Source organism: Ralstonia sp. R-29, assembly GCF_049913345.1.
Taxonomy (GTDB): domain Bacteria; phylum Pseudomonadota; class Gammaproteobacteria; order Burkholderiales; family Burkholderiaceae; genus Ralstonia.
The window spans coordinates 1,264,025-1,284,007 of record NZ_CP184378.1 but is presented as its reverse complement, the minus strand read 5'-3'; the positions used below and the strand labels follow the sequence as shown (position 1 = coordinate 1,284,007).

Sequence of the window (19,983 nt, the reverse complement as noted above, 5' to 3'; positions counted from 1 at the left end):
CGAGCCAGGACGGTTTTGTTAGCGGCTCTAAGCCAACACCGAGCTGACACCGGGATTTCCCTAGGCTGACATCTGTGACGACATGTTATTAACTAAATCATGTTGATTTAATTAATGACGCCGGAAAACGGCGCGGCCCGGAGACAACATGAGAAGTCCGCACATCGGCCAGGGCAGCAACTCGGTCAACGTGCGCCGCTATAACGAGCGCCTGCTCCTCAAGGCGCTGCGGCGCGCGGGCAGCGCATCGAAGGCGGACCTCGCGCGCCTTGCCAATCTCACCGGGACTGCGGTCGGCAGCATCATCACGTCACTTTCTGACGCGAACCTCATCGAGTTCACCGGCCGCCGCGTTGAAGGCCAGCGCGGCCAGCCAGCGTCGCTGATCCGCCTTGATCCGCGCGGCGCGTTTGGCATCGGTGTCCGGCTGGACCGGATGCGGATCGAGACGGTTCTTGTCAACTTCGTGGGCGAAGTGCTCGGGCGCCGCTCGCACGACACGCTGCTCCCGCCGCCCGCCGCCGTGCTCGAAACCGTGCGGCAGGACATCGACGCAATGCAGCAACTGCTGTCCGCCAGCGAGCGCCAGCGGCTCGCTGGTGTCGGTGTCGGGCAGCCGTACAACCTGGGCAGCTGGCTGCGCGAGATCGGCTTGCCGGCCGACGCGTTTCGCGCTTGGGCCGAGGTCGACTTCGCCGCCGAGCTTGGTCGCGCGATTACGCTGCCAGTGTTCAGCGAGAACGACTGCAATGCCGCCACGATCGCAGAGCTGTTCTACGGCTGCGGGCGCCAGCACGACAACTTCGTCTATCTGTTCCTTGGGCCGGTCATCGGCGGCGGCATTGCGGTCGACGGCGATTGCCTGCGCGGGCGCACCGGCAACGCAGGCGACTTCGCGGTGATGCCCGTGCTGCCGAGCCGCCTGCCATCCGCTCCCGCCCCGAACGGCGCGTGGGACATCCTGCTCACTCGCACCTCGCTGAGCGCGCTGATCCGCCATGTGCGCTATTGCGGCGAGACCGTCGAGACACGCGCGGATCTGGAAGCGTGCATTACGCGTGGCACGCGGGCGGTCGACGAATGGGTCGACGACTGCGTTGACGCACTTGCCCCCGCGCTGCGCTCGGTGCTGTCGGTGCTGGATTCGTCGGTCGTCGTGTTTGATGCCGACACCGATGCGGGCCTGATCGACACGCTGATACAGCGCCTATCCGACGCGCTTGCCGAGATCACGCCCGAAGCGCGCGGCTTGCCGACGTTCGTTCGCGGCTCGTTCGGCCCGGACGCCGGCGCGATTGGCGCCGCAACGCTGCCCATGTTCTTCAATTTCTCGCCGCGCACCGGCATCCTCAAAGGTGCCAGCGTGCAAACGCAGGAGGTCAGCTATGTTGCGTTCTGAGGCGTCGCGCCCACTGCTCGAAATGCAGAGAATCAGCAAGACGTTCCCCGGCGTACGCGCACTCAACAACGTTAGTTTGGCGGTCTACCCTGGCGAAGTGCATTCGCTGATGGGCGAGAACGGTGCCGGCAAGTCGACGCTGATGAAGATCCTCTCGGGCGCCTACCAAGCGGATTCGGGTGGCGAAATCATGATCGACGGCAAGCCGCTCGTCGTCGATGGCCCGCTCGCCGCGCGCGATGCTGGTATCGCGGTGATTTACCAAGAGCTTTGCCTCGCACCGAACCTCACCGTGGCGGAGAACATCTACGTTGGCCGCGAACTGCGCCGCGGCAACAGTCGTTGGGGCATGATCGACCGCGCCGCGATGGCGCGTGGTTGCGTGGATGTGCTTCAACGCCTGGGCGCGAGCTTTGGGCCCGAAACGCTGGTCGGTACGCTGTCGATTGCCGAGCAGCAGTTGGTCGAGATCGCGCGTGCGGTGCACACGAAGGCGCGTGTGCTGGTGATGGACGAGCCCACGACGCCGCTATCGTCGCGCGAGACCGAGCACCTGTTCGCGCTCATCCGTCAATTGCGTGCCGAAGGCCTCGCCATCATCTACATCAGCCATCGGATGGATGAGATCTACGCGTTGTCCGACCGCGTGTCGGTGCTGCGCGACGGCGCCTACGTCGGCTCGCTGGACCGCGCGTCACTGTCGGCCGAGCGGCTCGTTGCCATGATGGTCGGCCGCGACATCTCCGGCTTCTACAAGAAGGAACACGCGCCATACGATCGGGGCCACCTGCTGCTGTCCGTGCGCGACGTTGCCGACGGCGCCCGCGTGCGTGGCTGCAGCCTCGACTTGCATGCTGGCGAGGTGCTCGGCATCGCAGGACTGGTCGGCGCGGGCCGAACTGAGCTTGCGCACCTGATCTTTGGCGCGCAACCGCGCACGCGCGGCGAGGTGACGCTAGGCGACAGAGCGTTCGGTGCACATTCGCCGCGCGATGCAATCGATGCGGGTCTCGCTTACTTGACCGAAGACCGCAAGCGGCAGGGCCTGTTCCTTGATATGAGCGTGCGCGACAACATCAACATTTCCGTTGCCGACCGCGATGCGCAAGGCGGTGTGCTCGACCTCGCGCGCGGCGCCAAGCGAGCACGCGACGCGATCTCCTCGCTGTCGATCCGTGTGCCGCATGCAAATGTGAATGCTGGCGCGCTGTCGGGCGGCAATCAGCAAAAGGTGCTGCTGTCGCGCTTGTTGGAAACCAAGCCGCGCGTGCTGATCCTCGACGAGCCGACGCGCGGCGTGGACATCGGCGCCAAATCGGAAATCTATCGAATCATCAATGAACTCGCGCGCGCCGGTGTCGGCGTGATCGTGATCTCCAGCGAGTTGCCCGAGTTGATCGGCATTGCCGATCGCGTGCTCGTGATGCGCGAAGGCACGATTGCCGGCGAACTCGGCGGTTACACCAACCAGCCGATCACGCAAGAGGCAATCATCGCACTGGCCACCGGCTCGCAAACAGCGTTGGCGCAAGCGCACTGAGTTGCGCCGCGAAGCGCTATTCCACCTACAGGTGAACGATATGAATCAGATCAAGCAGCGCGACCTTGCGTCCGCGCAAGCCTCTGTGGCCCCCGACCGTGCGTTGCAAGCGCGCCTTGTCAGTCATCGGGCTCGCATGCAGTCACTGATGCGCACGGCCGGCATGCTGCCCGTGCTGATGATTCTCTGCATCGGCTTTGGCGTCATGACCGAAGGATTCTTCACGGTGCAGAACCTGTCGATCGTCACGCAGCAGGCGTCGATCAATATCGTGCTTGCCGCTGGCATGACGTTTGTGATCCTGACGGGCGGCATCGACCTCTCCGTCGGTTCGGTTCTCTCGGCCGCAGCGGTTGCTGCGCTCATCGCGTCGAACATCCCCGGTTGGGGCGGCCTTGGGGTGCCGGCTGCACTGCTCGTCGGACTCGGGTTCGGGCTCGTCAACGGCGCGCTGGTTGCGTTCCTGCGCCTGCCGCCGTTCATTGTCACCCTCGGCGCGTTGACCGCCGTACGCGGTATCGCCCGTCTGATGGGCAACGATACGACCATTTTTAACCCGAAGCTGCCGTTCGCGTTCATTGGCAATGGCTCGATTCTGGGCGTGCCGTGGCTTGTCGTGATCGCCATCGCGGTGGTCGCGGGCTCGTGGTTCATCCTGCGCCGCACCGTGCTGGGCATGCGCATCTACTCGGTCGGCGGCAACCCCGAAGCAGCGCGCCTGGCGGGCATCAACGTGCGGGCGATCGAACTCTTCGTCTATGCGACATCAGGTCTGCTCGCCGGCCTCGGTGCGCTGATGTCGGCTGCTCGCCTTTATGCGGCGAACGGCTTGCAACTCGGCCAGTCGTATGAGCTCGACGCGATTGCCGCGGTGATTCTCGGCGGCACGAGCTTCGTTGGCGGCGTTGGCTCGATTGTTGGCACGCTGGTCGGTGCGCTGATCATCGCCGTGCTTTCGAATGGCTTGGTGCTGCTGGGCGTATCCGACATCTGGCAATACATCATCAAGGGCCTGGTCATCATTGGTGCGGTCACGCTGGACCGCTACCGCCGGCGCGAATCGGCCCGCACCTGATCTATCCCCATCTATTCAATACCTCAATACCGGCGCACACGCAGGTCCACGTGTGCGTCTTATTCACGGGCCATCTGGAGACGACGATATGCACAAATTCAAGGTCAAGGCGATGCAAGCCGGTATCGCATGCGCGATGGCGTTTGCGGGGATCGCCGCTCATGCGGCAGACAAACCGCTGAAATCGATCGGTGTAACGGTCGGCTCGCTCGGCAACCCGTACTTCGTCACCGTGGTGAAGGGGGCCGAGGCACGTGCGAAGGCAATCAACCCGAACGCGAAAGTCACCGCCGTATCGGCGGACTACGATTTGAACAAGCAATTCACGCAGATCGACAACTTCATCTCCGCACACGTCGACCTGATCCTATTGAACGCGGCCGATGCGAAGGCGATCGAGCCGGCGCTCAAGAAGGCGCAGGCAGCGGGCATCCCGGTCATCGCGGTCGACGTGGCGGCCGCCGGTGCCGACGCGACCGTGCAGACGAATAACGTGAAGGCCGGCGAGCTGGCGTGCGACTACCTGGCGAAAAAGCTGGGCGGCAAGGGCAACGTGATCATCGAGAACGGCCCGCAGGTGTCCGCCGTCATCGATCGGGTGAACGGCTGCAAGGCGGTGCTTGCCAAGAACCCTGGCATCAAGATCTTGTCCTCCGACCAGGATGGCAAGGGCTCGCGCGAAGGTGGCATGAGCGCAATGCAGGGCTATCTGACACGCTTCCCCAAGCTGGATGGCGTATTCACAATCAACGATCCGCAGGCCATTGGCAGCGATCTCGCCGCCAAGCAGCTCAACCGCAGCAACATCGTCATCACGTCGGTCGATGGTGCGCCGGACATTGAGACCGCGCTGCAAAGCAATACGCTCGTGCAGGCCTCGGCGAGCCAGGATCCGTGGGCCATGGCGCAGAAGGCCGTTGAGATCGGCTACGGCGTCATGAACGGCAAGAAGCCGGCCGACCCGATGGTCTTGCTCGATCCGCAACTTGTCACGCGCGACAACGTGAAGAGCTACAAGGGCTGGAGCGCGCACTAAGTCAATGAACCTGCCCCGACTGGTCGTCTTCGGCGAAGCGCTGACCGACTTTATCCGCGACGACGCCAATCATTGGCGCAGCCTTGCCGGCGGCTCGTGCTGGAACGTCGCGCGCGTGGGCGCCCGGCTCGGCGTGCCCACCGGCTTTGCCGGGACCGTGAGCGACGACGTGTTCGGTGATGAACTCATGCAAAAGAGCGCCGAGGCCGGCCTCGACCTGCGCTTCATGCGGCAGGTCAACCGCCCACCGCTTTTCGCGATGGTGGTGTCGAAGCAGCCGCCCCGGTATTTCTTTATCGGCGAACACAGTGCCGACCTGGCGTTCGATCCGTCCGAGTTGCCTACAGGCGCGCTCAATGCGGCCGAAATCGTGCACTTTGGCTCGCTCGGCCTGGTGCGCGAGCCGCTTGCCTCACGCCTGATCGAGGTTGCGCAGACCGCGCGTGCGGCCGGCAAGCGGATTTCATTCGACCCAAACTTCCGCGCGCCAATGGCCGAGCCAGCGTATCGCACCACGCTACGGCGCATGGCCGGCCTGGCCAGCTACATCAAGGTTTCGGACGAGGATCTGGGCGGCCTCTTCCCCGACCTCGACGAAGCCGCCGCGCTCGCGCAACTCCGCGAATGGGCGCCGGATGCCGCCGTGCTCGTGACGCGCGGCGCGTCGGGTATGACGCTTTTTGAAGGCAACAACGCGCTGTTCCAGCCAGCGTTCCAGACCGTGGTCGCCGATACGGTGGGCTGCGGCGACGCAAGCGTTGGCGGCTGGATGGCGAGTCTGCTCATGCACCCGGAGGCTCCTGCGGTCGACCATCTGCGCTACGCGGCCGCGTGCGCCGCGGTCGTCTGCGGGCATCCCGGCGCATATGCGCCCACCGCTGCCGAAGTGGCGTCACTGCTCCCTGGGCGATACGAGCGATGTATCGAGTGAGGTGCAACGCTGTCAGCCACGTCCTTTGCGGTGGATCGTCGATTTTCGGGCGCTAACAAAAAACGCCCGGCGGGATCAGCGCCGGGCGTTCACCCATCAGGATTATCGGGACACGTTCAAGGTGCCCGCGGACCACCTTCCCTTGCTGTCGGAGCAGCCACAGCGTTGGCGTTAAGGAAGCCCCAAACGAAGTCGACCTGCATCACGTCGAGCGTGCCGCTGTTGTTGTCGTTGTGGAACCATGCGGGATTCGGGATGCCGTGATAGCTCAATGCATAGCCGTAATCGGACTGATCCTTGTTGAACACGCTCAACCGGAAGAAGTTTGCCTTGTCGCGTTCTACGTGGATGCCGGCTCGGGCGTGGCAGGTCATGCAGCTTGAATTGTTCATGAAGCCGGCCTCTGTGATGGAATTGCCCAGCACGGTCTTGCGGCCCATGGAGTTCGTGAACTCGACTTGGGAACCCTTCAGCCGATAACTGCGCCAGCCCAGATCGGAGATCGATGCCTGCTCGCTGTTCGTGCTCATGGCCGTGCCGATGCCAAGGTTCTTAAAGACTTGGTCCAGCCCGGCGTTGATCGATTCCAACGGATACAGCTTGTCGTGATCGAACACGGTAGACGGTGACATCACGAGGCCGTCTGACTTGACGTGCGGCGCGATGTAGTTGCGCGCCGCGCCACTGGGCAGCGGGTCGGTGGACTTGTAGCCGTAGGCGTCGTTGCAGCCGATGAAGTCGCATCGACCGGGCATGGCAACGTGCTCGAACGTCGTCCAGACCCAGTTGGGGACATCCTTGGACGAAACGTGGAACGCCATCAGGTAGTGCACACCGGTCAGCTTGCAGTTCACGGACGTGGTGCCCTCGTTGTACTGAACCACCGTGGTCATTTTCTGGGTGATGAAAGGCTTCTCGCGCGTGTTGGCGATGCCGAGTTTCTTGGCGATGCCCTCGTACAACCAGTTGCTCTTGATCATGATGGCATCTGGCGGGAAGTCGATTTTGCCCAGCTTCGCGGCTTGGCCTTGGCTTGCAGAACGACTGTCCAGAGCATATGGTGCGTTTTTCCGCTGGTTCTCATCGTTCGCCGCAAACACGGCGGCCACCCCGTTACTGTTGTAGAGATTGTTTTCAAACAGGTAGTTGTGGAAGGCCCGGTTGCGGATGGTGACTTCGGAATTGGTCTGGCGAATCACCCGGCCAATGCTTTCGTAGCTCTTGGGCACCAGCTTGTCCACCACCGTGTTTGAGCACTGCGGCATGTCGGGCGCCTGGGCGCTCAGCGCCCGTATCGCGTTGAACTCTGTTACGGTCTTGTCCAAATCGACCGGTGTGGCCATTTCCTGCAGGTGCTGCGTGATGGCAGGGCGGCCGATCCGGAGCACGGGTGCGCCTGACTTCAGCAACATCGCGCCGTGCTCGCGCGTATCGCCGGGGAAGATCGGACAGTGCTGCGGGTCGTTCTTTGAGGAATGGGGGTCGCAGCAGTTGGCGCCAGTGGTGGCCGTGCAGAGTGGCCACGGCTGTTGCGGCCAGTTCTGGTCTTCATCGGCCCAATCGCTCCAGAAGCGGTCACGCACCGCCGTGGCGAACAGCCGCCAAGACGTCATGTCGGGGCAAGTCATGGCGGGATTGCTGATGCGCTCATCGACAGACCACTTGCCGTTTTTGTCGACGGTCATCTTGCAGTGCTCGTTATCACGGACGTCCGCCACGTAGTACATCGAATAATCGATTCCGTTTGGCTTTTTCGTCTGCGCGGGCGCAGTGGACGCAAGTACGAGCGCGAAGGCCGCTAACGCCACCGCCAGAGCCAGCCGAAACCAAGCCAGCGTGCCGCGACGGCCGATGCGAACCGCCGCACCGAAGAACCTCTCACGGACCACCCGAGTGGTCGCAATGGGCGTGGTCATCCTGATTTCTCCCGTTGTTGTCATTGTTTGAATGGATATGCCTGCTTCATCGGCTCGCGGGCAATATCGTCTGACTGACTACGCAGGCAACCAGCCGTGACCGCTTCACACTGGAACTTCGCAAGCCAGTGATCGCGATGCCTATTACGCAGCCGAATTCCAATCAGAAGGTTTGGTCGGCTATGTGCGTCTTGCCAATGAAATTTTTCTCTATCTGATATACCGGCAAGGAACGAATTCAGAGGGGAGTCAGCGCGACATGGCGTCCGTTCTGGGCGGCTTCACCATCATTGCGTCATTGGCGATCTGTATAAGAGCCGCTAACAAAACTGTCCTGGCTAGGCGTGCCGACGCAGACAGTACAAAGGTACGGCAAGGAGGCGCAACGACGCCAGGGCGGTTTTGTTATCGGCTCTAAGCGGATCCAGTGGGCGTCTTTTATGGAGCCGCCAGATGGCAGCTTTGCGTGTTCCGATCAGCAGTCGACTCACTCATGGTGGTCACGCAAGACTCGGAGGAAGCGGGAACATGTGTGCTGCATTGCATCGTCCACCCCCTTTTTTGTTGATGGCGATTTGCTGCGATGCGACCTGTATCGGCCCCGTACCACCCCCTCCGATTGATGCTGATGCGCGCAGACGCTTACGGCGTAAAGTATTGGCGCCGTTGGTGCTGCTCCTGATGCATCGGGAACATGACGGCGTAAAACTCTGTCCACCCGCCCATGCGTACCCGCAGCAGGTCATAGCGTTCCGGATCGTTGCTGGCCGCCTGATACGTAGCGAGATCCGCGCAGGTAAGCGTGATCAGGTTCGAGCCGGTCCCGCCGTCCGCATAGACGCGTAGGAAGCGCTTGAGGTCGTCTAGCGCAAAGCTCTCCGGGATGTTCATGTCGACCGGCGATGCGTTCGACAAGCCGTAGTCGATGGCGTCCACCTTCCAGCTGGTGAGCGACTGGTAGATGTTGCGGAAAGCTGGGTTGGCCGGCAGATCCTGTGGTGCTGGCGCTGGCGACAGGTCGGACGCGATCGGCATGCCGTTGCGCCGGCCGTCGGCTGATGCACCGCAACCCTGACCGTCGCCGACATAGCCTTCGAAGGTCCCGATACCCGGCGTGATGACGAACTCGAACGCGCCGTACGTCTTGGCGATGTTGTCGAGCGTGGGCTGCAGTGCCGGGTGTGGCCGCCGGACGACGTCCACGCACAGCCGCACCAGATGGTCCATCAACCAGGCACCCAGCGCGTCCACTTCGGCGTGGCCGCTGCCCCATTTGGGCAGTTGCAATGCGGTTTCGCGCCACTCCTGGTAGCGGCGCGTGCGTTCGCCGGCCGCCGCTGGGCCCATCAAGCTGTTCTGATAGGGCTCGATCAGATTGGCACCCCAGTCGTTGATCAGGCAGTCCACCAGTTCGGGCAGGGTGGCGATGGCGCTGTCGCGCTCGAACACGAGCTTCTTGATGGCATAGAGCGAGTCGATGGTGTTCGACACGCCCACGCAGAGCGGCGCGATGACATGAAAGCGCGCGCCGGCGCTCGTCAAGTCACGCCCTGACGCTGCGCAGCCGTCGATCAGCACCGAGAGCAGCGGGCTCGGGCAGATGTCTGCGAGGTTGCCGTAGGCGCCAAGGATGACGTTGTAGGTCTGGATCACCAACCATTCGAGTTGGTGCAGGAACTGCGCTTGCAGCTTCTCGAAACTGTCGATCTCCTGCACGGGCGGTGACCGGAAGGTTTGCTTGAGCCCGCGCAGATAGACGGGCCCCGCCGCGCCATAGGTTGCGCCCTGGTTCAGCGCCTGCTCAAGCGCCAGCATCGGCGTGACGTTGGCAAACGCAAACTCCGTGGCACCGGCAAACATCGGCTCATAACAGCCGTCGGCGGCATAGTCGCGCGCCCAGCGCAGAGGGATCGCGCTGCCGGAACGATGAAGCGCCTCACACAGCTTGTCGTCCTGGTACAGGATGGGATGGGCGCCGCCCGCGAGCAGCGACTGTGCTGCAGCATCGAGCACGGCTTGCGGCATGTCTTTGTACACGCGTAGCGACAGCGTCGGCGCGTTGACGGGAATCCGACGTGCGGCCTTGAGGCACAGCATGGTGACGGGGTTCACGCCGCCGGTGGGAGTGGCATCGTCATTGGCCAGGTAGCCGCCCACCGTGATCTGCTGGACCCACTGGTTGATGCCGCCGCCTTGGGGGAAGTTGCCGCCCAAGCCGCAGACCGCGGTCGTGCCGTAGTTGACGTAGTCGGTGATGTTGGCGCGGTTGACGAAGGCGTTCTCGCCGATCTTGAGCCACAGGCAGTCGATGATGTCCTGCGCGCGCGCGTCATCGATGGGCGCTTGCTGCAAGAGCGGCCACAGAATCTGATCGAGCCGGCCAAACGAAGTCAACTCACCCACGAGGTGCAGGCAGCAGTGGAACGAATAGATCAGTTGCACGCCATCGTGGAGGTCTGCCGGCTTGTCGGTGCTCAAGCGCCGCAAGCGGGCCGCCACATCCCGCATGTTCTGTGCGTCGGCCGGCTGCTGCGCGCCGGCGGCAGCTTGGTCGGCCAGCAGGGCCCAGTTCTGCAGATACGCCTGCACGCCTTCGAGCGACCAGATTGCCGACTGAAAGAAATCGGCCTGTTGGGAAGACAGTCCCGCTTGCGCCTGCTGTTGGCGGAGATCCGTCAACAGGTTACCGAGCCCCTGCGCCACGAGCGTTTGGTAATCCGGCACCACGTGGCCCATGGCAGACCACTCGTTGAGTTCGCCTTTGAGCCAGGCTGCAACCGTTTCGTCTTCGCTCAGATACGGTACGACCTCCTTGCCGCGCCCCAGCGTGAAGTCGGGAATCACGCCGACGATCAGCTCTTCCGGATAGATGCGCAGCAGTTGGGTATCCCGCGCAATCGGCGACGCTGGCGCGGATAGCAGGTCAGCCAAGGTCTTCTTGTTGGCCAGCCCCTTGCGCAGTTGTGCCGAGCGCTGCATCACATCGGCGTCTTGCGGCGTCACCAGCGTGGAGAGATGCGGCAAGCGCGGGAACGGCTTGCGACGCAGCCACCCATCGCTCCAGTGGGAGAACGTCCGCCCCAGCAAGGCCAGCAAGCGTGGGCTCGGCGGGTCGCCGGGTGCATAGCGGCCTTCGGCCATCTGGTGCAGATAATCCTGCGAGTTGTAGAACAGATATCCGTTGCTGCTGCGCACCTGCCAGTGGGGATCTTCGGCGGCTTCCGACAGACTTGCCACGCTGGGTACGCCCAGTTCCGCTGCGGCTGGCACGTACCAGTAAGCGCCGGACACCCCCTGCACCACGCTCATGAGACGGTCGGCCGGGCGGTTGGGCATATCGCCCATGAGGCGGTGCAGGATGGTCTCGAAGCGTTCCTGCTCGTTGCAGAACGCCACGAACATCAATCCTTCCTCGCGCGCCGGGTGGCCGGCTTGTTCGCCGAAAGGCAATGCTTGGCGTAGCAGCTTGCGGTTGTCGCCGTTGGCATCGAGTGCGTGAGCGCGGTGGATGTGGGCATCGGTGGCGTTCTGCGGCAGGATGGCGCCCGTCGTATCTCGACCCATCATCGCGTCTTCGGTATCGGGCGCCATGGCGGCGATGCCTGTCCAGTCGAACAAGAATTTCTGCGTGAAGCCGAAGGCTGCGCCCGCGTACGGGCCGTCCACCAGAATGTCTTCCGCCAGGCTGACCGCGTCATTCGGGTTCGTGATGCCATCCAGATACCGCCCGCCGATCACGCGCCCGTCCGTGCGCTTGCCCACTGGAACCTCATCGATTCGGCTGGAGAGTTCGGCCAGCTCGGTGCGGAAATCGCTCATCAATTGTTCGGCGGTCTGCGCATCCGGCGTTTTCAGGAAGAGGAACACGTCTCCGCCGGTATTGCGCAGCTTGGGCGAATGATCCAATACGCGGCGGCTCACCGGGATTTCACGGTTGTGCCAGCGGCCCCACAGTTCGGGCGAGAACGCCGCGACGAGTCCGCTGGGTTGCGGCGCATTTTCCACGGCCTGGTTCAGGGTGCGCACCAGCGCCAACACCGCGCGCTGCGTTTCGGCATCGTGGTTGCGCAACTCCAGCGTGGTCATCAGACCGAACAGCGGCCGCAGCAGCAAGCCACGCTGTGCGCCTTTGACGATATCAGCAAACATTTGGGCTCCTCGCGAGTACCACGACACCTTGACCTGTTGACCACTGCTATCCACGTTGAATTCGTGACCGGTCAGGCCATCGAATGGCTGCCCGTCACTCGGCGGCCGGGCGGTGTACAGAAGCCCAGCACATGGTCGAACGAGCGGTTTTCGAGCATGAGCACCACGACGTGCTCGATAGCGTCGAGTTGGTTATCCATACTCGTGTCTCCTCCTGGTTGCGCATTTGGTTGTGCTTCGCCTTCTCGTTCTATTGGTTCTGTTGATCTGCAGGGCGATGCGATGCATCTTGAACGGACAACAGAGCTTTAAGCCGCTTCGCCGAAGCAGGTTCTAAAAAGGTCGGAAGGAGTTGTCGAAAGCCTCGTGGGACGAGGTTATCTAGAGACCGGCTGCATGCTCTCAATTGCCAGACATCCTATCGGGAATTCTTTGCGAATCTCGATGAAAAATATCGAAATCTGATGTTCCGGATTGTTCGGTGCGTGCACGACTGGATCACTGCCGGTGATGGTGCCGCAGCAGAGAGATGGTGGTCACGGGGGAGCGTGATCGAGCCCATTGGAGGTGTTCGAGATGTGTTCCCTGCGGGCCAGCTACAGTCGACGCAGAGGTGACAGAGCTCGCGCTACGTGGCTACTGCGCGGCGATGCGGTCGAAGGTTTGCATGTCGACGACCGCTGCCGTTATTTGTCAGGGGCAAGGCGACGTCGGCTCCCGGCCAAGAGCGGTCTCTAGCATTCGGAAAATTCGTTCGATCAGGCACTGCACATAACGCCATTTCTGCCATTGCGCTTTGCCTCGTACAGTGCAGCATCGGCAGCCTTGGTCAACGCATCTAGCGATGCCAAGCTCGATCGTCGCGCCGTAGCACAACCAACGCTCACCGTGAACGGCGGCAGGGGCTGGTTTCCCTCCGCTGTCCGGGAGCCCTCTACCTCAGCGCGTATCGCTTCTGCGATGCGCACGGCCCCGACTTCGTCGGTGTCAGGCAAGACCACCACGAACTCTTCTCCGCCATATCGCGCCGCGAGATCGCCACGTCGTCGCGTGTGTTGGGAAATGCAGTTTGCTAGGTGCGAAAGTGCCACGTCGCCCTGCGCGTGTCCGTGCTCATCGTTGTATGCCTTGAAGTTGTCCGCGTCGATGAACAGCACGGAAAGGCAACTATCGCTGCGTTGTAGGCGATCCCACTCAATGTCCAGTGTTGAGTCCAGCGCGCGGCGATTCTTGAGGCCGGTGAGCGGATCGGTGTGTGTGAGTTCCCTCAAGTGGCGCTCGGCTTCAAGGCGCCCGCGCAGTGCGAAGGCCAGAAGCCAAACGCCGCCACAAAATGCCAGGCTCACGGCGACGGACGACAGGCCTACGATCCATGACAGTCTTTTCCAGGGTGCCAACGCATCGTCCATTGCAGGAGCAACAACCGAGACGAACGGCGTTCCGGGCACGCGTTGGAACGTATACAGGCGGAGCACGCCGTCGTACGGGGACCGCGCAACATAAAAGCCGGATTCCTCATTCACCATGCGTAGGAACGTCATGGAGTGCCTCAAACTGGGTCCCTGATCCGCGTTAGAAGGCGGATTTCTCGCCACCAATGTTCCATCAAGGCGAACGATTGCAGTTGCTCCGCGTGCGCCGATATCCAGTCCTTGGAGCAACTGTTTGAAGTACTCGAGGTCGATTGCGACGATGGCTACGCCGGCGAAAGAACCATCTGGTCGACTGATTCTTCGGCTGAATGCGATGGCTTCTACATCGGCACGGGAACGCGCTCTGTATACGGCAGAAACATACAGGCCGACGTTTGGGGAATCCCTCTGGACGGTGAAGTAGTCGCGGTCACTGAAATCCCAATGGTGCGTGCTTGAGCAGCAACCGTCGATAAGTTTGCCTTGCTCGTCGGTAATGCCCATGCCAGTCACGTATCGCGCAGAACCTGTCTGACTGAACAGCAGATCGTGTCGAATCTGTGGATCCAAATTCCGGATCGTTGGCTTTTTCTGTGCAGCGTCCAACATGACGAGGGACCGGTCTGCTATCTCAATAGTCCGCGAGATGTTGCTGGCCAGAACGGCGGCGACATTTTTCGACATGTCATGCGCATGTTTGATCGCTGTGTCACGGTCAGCCAAGAGGGTCAGCGCGCTGATGGCCAAGACGATCAGCGTCAGGACGGTTCCGAGCGTACCCACAATGAGCGGGTGACAACCAGCCAACGTAGTCAGCCTTTGAACGTAGCAACGTAGGACCATGATGGGCAGGTTGGTAGAGGCAGGAGCCCCAAAGACAGGGACCGATAACGTCGGCGTGCTAGCTAACATGTCAACGTTTTGCCAACGTCAGCAGCGTTATCGGCACAAACCCGAAAAACTCCAGCAACGCGCGGCGTCGTGTATCACGCTGGCCAGCCAACACCTGTCACGATGGTGCGTTTAAATCAGCCCATTTGCTAGAAAACGCTGCTATGGAGACTCGATCGGCAGATTCAACTGAATTTGGCTGTCCCAGCGCCGTCTCCATTTGCGCAAGCTCTGGCGTGTGATGCGGTCGGTTAGATTGGAGGCTTCAATCGTCGATTCTTGTCGCACCGTTGTATTTGCTATGGCACGGGAATGGGGCACAAGCGATGCGCTAGCCCGAAAAGTCTGGCGTGCTGCAAGGCGGATGAAAGGCGTGCCGAGAGAAACTCCAGCTTGAACAGCGCCCCACGAAAACCAAGCCAAGCAGAAGCGCCGCCTGTTCACGGCCAAGAGCCGGTTGAATCGTTCTGTTGCGCCGTCATCATCATGCAGATTAAACGCCCTTCATTTTCGGCTCAGATCGCCATTCTTTGGGGGCTTGTTGCGGTCATCAGCGCCACGCTTCTCGTGGTCGTGTGGGTCATGGTTCGCTCTGCGGCAGACCAGCAAGTGGCAAACGCAAAGCTTCAGGCAACGATAGCCTGTGAAGCCATTGCGGTGCGCTATCGGCAATCGATATTGCCAGCCGATGCCGCTGCAAGTACCGACCTGATGCGTGGCATCCTTGACGTCGTTCTTGTCTCCGTGCCGGGCGTGGAGGGGGGATTCTGGTCACCGCGCGCAGGTTTAAGCCCGAATGGCTTTCTCGCCTATTCGTTTCCGACCTATCAGGGCAGCGGTATCAAGCGGGACATCCCGCAGGCTGAAATCCCGCTGATCCTCCGTGCATTGCAGGCTGGCCTTCAGGCGCAGCAGCCAGCCACGGACGCTGTTGTGAATGGGAACGATGCCGTCGTTGTCGCAGCCTGTCCGGTACAGGGCCACCAAGACGTGCTGGTATGGGCCATGACGCGAGCCCAACCCGCGCTTGGGCAGTACGGTAGGGATCTGGTGACCGGACTTGCCATCGTGCTTACCGGGATCCTAGTGACTGCGGTGGCCTTTGTGGCTGTCCTGCGTCGCTGGAAGCGGCAACTGGGGCAACTCGAAATGGCCTTGCCGCCGCGCGGCGATGGCACACGCCTCCCTCTTGTGGGTGAACCTGATCTTGATCGCATCGTCGATGCATTCAATGGTTACGTCGCGCGCGCAGAAGCGTTACAGCACGAGACGGCCAGACTGGGGCAGCGGCTGGCACAGGCCGAGCGGTTTAGCGTGCTGGGCAAGCTGGCCGCGCAGGTCGCGCATGAGATACGCAACCCTACCGGCGCGATGCGGCTCAAGGCAGAGAACGCGCTGGCGGGCGATGTCAGCCGGCAGCAAGAAGCGCTTCACGTCATCCTCGAGCAGATCGGCAGGATAGAAGCCCAATTGACCAGTCTGCTTGCGCTGACACAGCCCGTCCGGCTGCATGTGGAAGCGGCTGATGTGGCACGGTGGATTGAGGGCGTGGTCGGGTCCCATCAGGAGTTAGCACAGCAAAGGTGCGTGAAGCTCGTGTCAACGTACGACGCTGGCATACCATCCGCGCCGGCCCGGTTCGATCAGGAGCAATTGCGGCGGGCGCTCGATAATCTATTGATCAATGCAGTCCGCCATGCCGAAACCGGGGGCACGGTGACAGTTGTCGCAACCCGTACCTATGCTGACGGCCGCTCCTACCTCAGGATCACCGTATCGGACAGTGGCCCAGGGGTACCACCCGACCGGCGCGAGCACATCTTCGAGCCATTCGTGACCGGTCGCCCGGATGGCTCGGGGCTGGGCCTGGCCGTGGTCAGCGAGGTCGCGGCCGCCCATGGAGGACGGGCATGGCTGGACGAGACCGCTGAGACCACCTCATTCGCACTGGAAGTGCCATGGCAACCATCCTTATAGTCGACGACGACGACGCATTCCGGGAAGGCTTGGCCGAAACCCTGACCGACCTCGGTCATCGCGTGGTGGAAGCCGCGTCCGGAAAGGCCGCACTGCAGATGCTTGGCGATGGGCAGGCCCCCGACTGTGTATTTCTCGATTTTCGTTTGCCCGATCTGAATGGACTCGATGTGCTCGAGCGTCTGCGCGAAGCCCCGGCGCTGAAGGCCATTCCGGCCGTCATGCTGACCGCCTATGCCAGTTGCGACAACACGATTGGTGCGATGCGCCTGGGTGCCTTCGAGCATCTGACAAAACCGGTGGGGCGTCGCGACATTACGGTGCTGCTGGAGCGCATCTTTTCGGCTAATCAGCCGCGCGTAGAGTCCTCCAATACCGACAGACCGTTTCTTGACGAGCCGGAGACCGAACGGCCCCAGTTGCTGGGGATCAGCGCTGCCATGCGGACCGTACAGAAGCAGCTCGGTCGGGCGGCCATGTCCGATGCAACCGTACTGATCACCGGAGAGACTGGAACAGGCAAGGAGGTGGCGGCGCGCGTGCTGCACGCGTCTTCAAATCGGCGCGGAGGCCCGTTCGTTGCCGTCAATTGCGCCGCCATTCCACATGAGCTGCTCGAGAGTGAGCTGTTTGGGCACAGCAAGGGGGCATTCACCAATGCCACGTCGGACCGCATCGGCAGGCTGGTAGCCGCCAACGGCGGTACGCTGCTGCTGGATGAAATTGGCGACATGCCCAGCGCAATGCAGGCGAAGCTTCTGCGCACGCTGCAGGAGCGTCAGGTGACGCCATTGGGTACCAATCGGACCGTACCGATCGACTTGCGGGTGGTGGCTGCTACGCATCGCGATCTCGATGCGATGGTGGCAGCGGGCCAGTTCCGCCAGGATCTGCTCTACCGGATTAACGTTGTTGCACTACATCTGCCGCCCTTACGCGAGCGTGTGGCCGATATTCTTCCCCTCGCCGAGTATTTTCTTGCTTCGGCAGGGCGTGCGACGGGGCGCCCAATGCATCTTTGCGCTGAGGCGCAGCGTCTGCTTGTCCAGCACGCATGGCCCGGCAACGTGCGCGAGTTGAGGAACGCCATGGAGCGGGTCTGCTCGCTGGCCCCCGGCCCTACCGTCACCGCTGACGATCTAGCGTTTCTACACAAGCGCTCCGCCTTGCAGGCACAGGCGGTCCCGGCCGAGCTGGTCGAGCTTCCCCTTGTCGAAGCGGTCGAACGCGTCGAGCGCGCGGTCATCACGCACGCCTTGGCGCAAGCGAACGGCAACCGCGCCGATGCAGCGCGCCGGCTTGGCATCAGCCGCCAGTCCCTCTACACAAAGATGGCGGCCCTCGGGCTGAGTTAAGCCGTCAAGAAACCAGACACCCCGGTGTCAAGCAAACCGGACAACTCCGTCCGGAATTTTCCCCCCAAGCCCTTGTCCTGCAAGGGTTCGCCGGGTGGCATGACGTTTGCAATTCATTCCACGCCCCGCGTGGAGTGAACCTTGCAACGATCTCAGCCTCTTCCTCAAGCACGACATACAGCGCCTCCCTCCGACGCGCACCTTGCAGCACGTATGCCGTGTTTTTCCCGTCGGTCTTGTCCCCCAATCCTTCTGCCGCGCAACGGCAGGAGCAACCTACCTAGCAGCCATACTGCTCCCAGCCGTTTCGGCTCTGTTTGCAGCATGGTCTTTTGTGCTGCTGCTTTTTCCCATCGCACCTGATAGAAACACGGCCGATGTATCTGCCTGCCCCCGCCCGCTTGACTGAAGTCGAAGGCACTGTCACGCAATTCCTGATGAACGAACACGGCGAGCTGGATGGCTTCATTCTCGACCGTAGCTGTCAGGTGCATTTCCCTCCGGGCATGTCGGCAAGCGTTGCGGCGCATGTCTTGCTCGGCGACACCGTGCGCGTACAAGGCGTCTTTCTACGCGGCGCCGGCTTGATGTCGATGGTTGCCCTTGAACCCGAGGACGACGTGACCATCGTTAATGATGGGTCTCAGCGCACGCTGCGCGACGACGATGAATGGCCTGTTGAACGGGTACACGTCGATCTGGTCGGGACAGTGGTGCTGCCGTTGTACAGCCCCGAGGGCGAACTGCGCGGCGCCCTGCTCGGTGGCGGCACTTCGCTGCGTATGACTGTATCCGCAGCAGCAGAACGGGCAAGCTATCTCACACCGGGCGCCCGCGTGCACGCGTGGGGGGAACTCGTCGCAAGCCGGTTGGCCACTACGCTGGATGTGGAGAAGATCACGCTGGCCAGCGTTGCCCATTGCATCGCCTCGACGCACCTGAAAACAAGTTCTGGCATCACAGCATGCCTGACAGGCGGGCGTGGCTAGATGACGATGCACCTCGTGGCCGGCAACGTCATCACCGAGGTAAGGCGCAGCCGTCCGCCGTCTGCACGCAGCCTTTGGGGCTTGGACGCGGTGAGCTTTTTGATGGCTGATGTGCGGGACGGCATCGGACCCTTTCTCGCGGTGTTCCTGAAAGGGACCCAGCAGTGGTCTTCTGAGGACATCGGATTTGTCGTCGGCGCGAGCGGGTTCGCCGGGGCTATCGCGCAGATACCGGCGGGCATGCTGGTGGACGCCATGCAAGCCAAGCGCGCCTTGATCGCCGTCTCGGCCGGTGTCATCGGGCTGGGTTGCATGCTCATTGCATGGTCACCCACCTGGTCCGTCATTCTTTACACGCAGATTGCGCTGGCGCTTGTTTCCGCTGTCATCGGACCTTGTCTCGCCTCATTGAGCCTTGGGATCGTGGGACACCGCCGACTACCTGCGCGCGTGAGCCGCAACGAGGTCTTCAATCATGCAGGCAATTTCAGCGGCGCAACCCTGGCGGCAACGATCACGCACCACGCCGGTACGGTCTGGCTCTTCTACATCGTTTGCGTCTTCTCCGTAGCGAGCGCCTTGGCGGTGATGCTCATACGGCCAGCCGACATTGACTACGAGGTCGCACGCGGCGGCGAGAAGTTGCGTTCGGAAACCGGATCTGGGCAACCGCAGCCGATCCGCGATGTGTTCAAACGGCGTGATCTTCTTGCCCTGCTTGCCACGGTCGTGCTGTTCCATTTCGGCAATGCGGCCATGCTGCCGCTTGCAGGGCAGATGATCGCCGCAGAAGCGCAGCACAAGGGCGTTCTCTGGCTCGGCGCCTGCGTGATCGCTGCGCAGTTGGTGATGGTCGGGGTTGCGGCCGGCGTAGGGCGCGCAATCAAGGCGGGAATGAGCCGGAAGAGGCTATTCCTCGTTGCTCTCGGGGTGCTGCCGGTGCGCGGTGTTCTATTTGCACTCACGGGCAGTCCGTACGCAGTTATTGCCATCCAACTCCTGGATGGTGTGAGCGCCGGCATTTTCGGCGTTGTCATCACAGTCATGCTTTCCGACGTCATGCGCGGCACCGGGCGCTTCAACCTGGCACAAGGCACCCTTTCGCTGGCCGTGGGCGTTGGCGCCGCACTCAGCAATCTCACCAGCGGCTTGTTGGTCGATCGCTTCGGTTTCTCCGCAGGATTCCTTGCACTTTCAACCGTGGCCGTTGCGGCAGTTCTCGTCTTTGCGGTCTTCATGCCAGAAAGCGCGTCTTCCGATGGGGTCCTGCAAACCTCGCATGCCAGTGCGTGATTCAGCAATGAGACCAGGAG

At 62.0% G+C, this 19,983-nt stretch carries 13 protein-coding genes; 9 read left to right on the top strand and 4 right to left on the bottom strand.

Going from position 1 to position 19,983, the window contains the following annotated elements; translation table 11 throughout:
- Positions 1-148 precede the first annotated feature (148 nt).
- The 5 genes from ACN9M1_RS22990 (at position 149) to ACN9M1_RS22970 (ending at position 5,981) form a co-directional block, all read left to right on the top strand.
- Entirely contained in the window at positions 149-1,399 is a 1,251-nt protein-coding gene (locus ACN9M1_RS22990) for an ROK family protein (RefSeq protein ID WP_426399152.1), read from the top strand.
- Positions 1,386-2,939 carry a sugar ABC transporter ATP-binding protein gene (locus ACN9M1_RS22985; protein ID WP_426399151.1) on the top strand — a complete coding sequence of 518 codons (1,554 nt, stop codon included), beginning with the start codon at positions 1,386-1,388 and terminating at the stop codon, positions 2,937-2,939. The genes ACN9M1_RS22990 and ACN9M1_RS22985 overlap by 14 nt, the downstream gene beginning before the upstream one ends.
- A 40-nt stretch (positions 2,940-2,979) precedes the next feature.
- The gene (locus tag ACN9M1_RS22980; protein WP_426399150.1) at positions 2,980-4,014 is read left to right on the top strand and encodes an ABC transporter permease subunit; all 1,035 of its coding nucleotides are present in this window, start codon (positions 2,980-2,982) and stop codon (positions 4,012-4,014) included.
- A gap of 88 nt (positions 4,015-4,102) precedes the next feature.
- Complete coding sequence (locus ACN9M1_RS22975) at positions 4,103-5,050, top strand: ABC transporter substrate-binding protein (protein WP_426399149.1); 948 nt, start codon at positions 4,103-4,105, stop codon at positions 5,048-5,050.
- Positions 5,051-5,054: 4 nt separating this feature from the next.
- A complete protein-coding gene (locus ACN9M1_RS22970) occupies positions 5,055-5,981 on the top strand; it encodes a carbohydrate kinase family protein (protein ID WP_426399148.1) in 927 nt (308 codons plus the stop codon).
- Between the two features lie 116 nt (positions 5,982-6,097).
- Here the strand turns inward: ACN9M1_RS22970 and ACN9M1_RS22965 are convergent, their stop codons facing one another.
- The 4 genes from ACN9M1_RS22965 to ACN9M1_RS22950 form a co-directional block, all read right to left on the bottom strand.
- Positions 6,098-7,897, bottom strand: a complete 1,800-nt coding sequence (locus tag ACN9M1_RS22965; RefSeq protein WP_426399147.1) for a hypothetical protein — start codon at positions 7,895-7,897, stop codon at positions 6,098-6,100.
- Positions 7,898-8,539: 642 nt separating this feature from the next.
- On the bottom strand, positions 8,540-12,046 hold the full coding sequence (locus ACN9M1_RS22960) for a Dyp-type peroxidase (protein WP_426399146.1): 3,507 nt from the start codon (positions 12,044-12,046) through the stop codon (positions 8,540-8,542).
- A gap of 71 nt (positions 12,047-12,117) precedes the next feature.
- Positions 12,118-12,246 (bottom strand): alkaline phosphatase family protein, encoded by a 129-nt coding sequence (locus tag ACN9M1_RS22955; RefSeq protein ID WP_426399145.1) that lies wholly within the window; start codon positions 12,244-12,246, stop codon positions 12,118-12,120.
- Between the two features lie 558 nt (positions 12,247-12,804).
- Positions 12,805-14,301 carry a diguanylate cyclase gene (locus ACN9M1_RS22950; protein ID WP_426400709.1) on the bottom strand — a complete coding sequence of 499 codons (1,497 nt, stop codon included), beginning with the start codon at positions 14,299-14,301 and terminating at the stop codon, positions 12,805-12,807.
- A gap of 441 nt (positions 14,302-14,742) precedes the next feature.
- Between ACN9M1_RS22950 and ACN9M1_RS22945 the strand changes: the two genes are divergently transcribed.
- The 4 genes from ACN9M1_RS22945 (at position 14,743) to ACN9M1_RS22930 (ending at position 19,963) form a co-directional block, all read left to right on the top strand.
- Positions 14,743-16,326: a sensor histidine kinase gene (locus ACN9M1_RS22945; RefSeq protein WP_426399144.1), complete on the top strand. Its 1,584-nt coding sequence runs from the start codon at positions 14,743-14,745 to the stop codon at positions 16,324-16,326.
- Complete coding sequence (locus tag ACN9M1_RS22940) at positions 16,308-17,681, top strand: sigma-54-dependent transcriptional regulator (protein WP_426399143.1); 1,374 nt, start codon at positions 16,308-16,310, stop codon at positions 17,679-17,681. Before ACN9M1_RS22945 ends, ACN9M1_RS22940 begins: the two co-directional genes overlap by 19 nt.
- A gap of 377 nt (positions 17,682-18,058) precedes the next feature.
- Positions 18,059-18,670, top strand: coding sequence for a hypothetical protein (locus ACN9M1_RS22935; protein ID WP_426399142.1), 612 nt, complete (start codon positions 18,059-18,061; stop codon positions 18,668-18,670).
- Positions 18,671-19,963 (top strand): MFS transporter, encoded by a 1,293-nt coding sequence (locus tag ACN9M1_RS22930; RefSeq protein WP_426399141.1) that lies wholly within the window; start codon positions 18,671-18,673, stop codon positions 19,961-19,963.
- Positions 19,964-19,983: the final 20 nt, after the last annotated feature.

Coding starts and splice junctions, on each gene's coding strand:
- ACN9M1_RS22940 (WP_426399143.1), top strand. CDS start 16,308: ATGGCAACCATCCTTATAGTCGACGACGACGACGCATTCCGGGAAGGC.
- ACN9M1_RS22965 (WP_426399147.1), bottom strand. CDS start 7,897: ATGACCACGCCCATTGCGACCACTCGGGTGGTCCGTGAGAGGTTCTTC.
- ACN9M1_RS22985 (WP_426399151.1), top strand. CDS start 1,386: ATGTTGCGTTCTGAGGCGTCGCGCCCACTGCTCGAAATGCAGAGAATC.
- ACN9M1_RS22955 (WP_426399145.1), bottom strand. CDS start 12,246: ATGGATAACCAACTCGACGCTATCGAGCACGTCGTGGTGCTCATGCTC.
- ACN9M1_RS22990 (WP_426399152.1), top strand. CDS start 149: ATGAGAAGTCCGCACATCGGCCAGGGCAGCAACTCGGTCAACGTGCGC.
- ACN9M1_RS22950 (WP_426400709.1), bottom strand. CDS start 14,301: ATGGTCCTACGTTGCTACGTTCAAAGGCTGACTACGTTGGCTGGTTGT.
- ACN9M1_RS22970 (WP_426399148.1), top strand. CDS start 5,055: ATGAACCTGCCCCGACTGGTCGTCTTCGGCGAAGCGCTGACCGACTTT.
- ACN9M1_RS22935 (WP_426399142.1), top strand. CDS start 18,059: ATGTATCTGCCTGCCCCCGCCCGCTTGACTGAAGTCGAAGGCACTGTC.
- ACN9M1_RS22980 (WP_426399150.1), top strand. CDS start 2,980: ATGAATCAGATCAAGCAGCGCGACCTTGCGTCCGCGCAAGCCTCTGTG.
- ACN9M1_RS22930 (WP_426399141.1), top strand. CDS start 18,671: ATGACGATGCACCTCGTGGCCGGCAACGTCATCACCGAGGTAAGGCGC.
- ACN9M1_RS22960 (WP_426399146.1), bottom strand. CDS start 12,046: ATGTTTGCTGATATCGTCAAAGGCGCACAGCGTGGCTTGCTGCTGCGG.
- ACN9M1_RS22975 (WP_426399149.1), top strand. CDS start 4,103: ATGCACAAATTCAAGGTCAAGGCGATGCAAGCCGGTATCGCATGCGCG.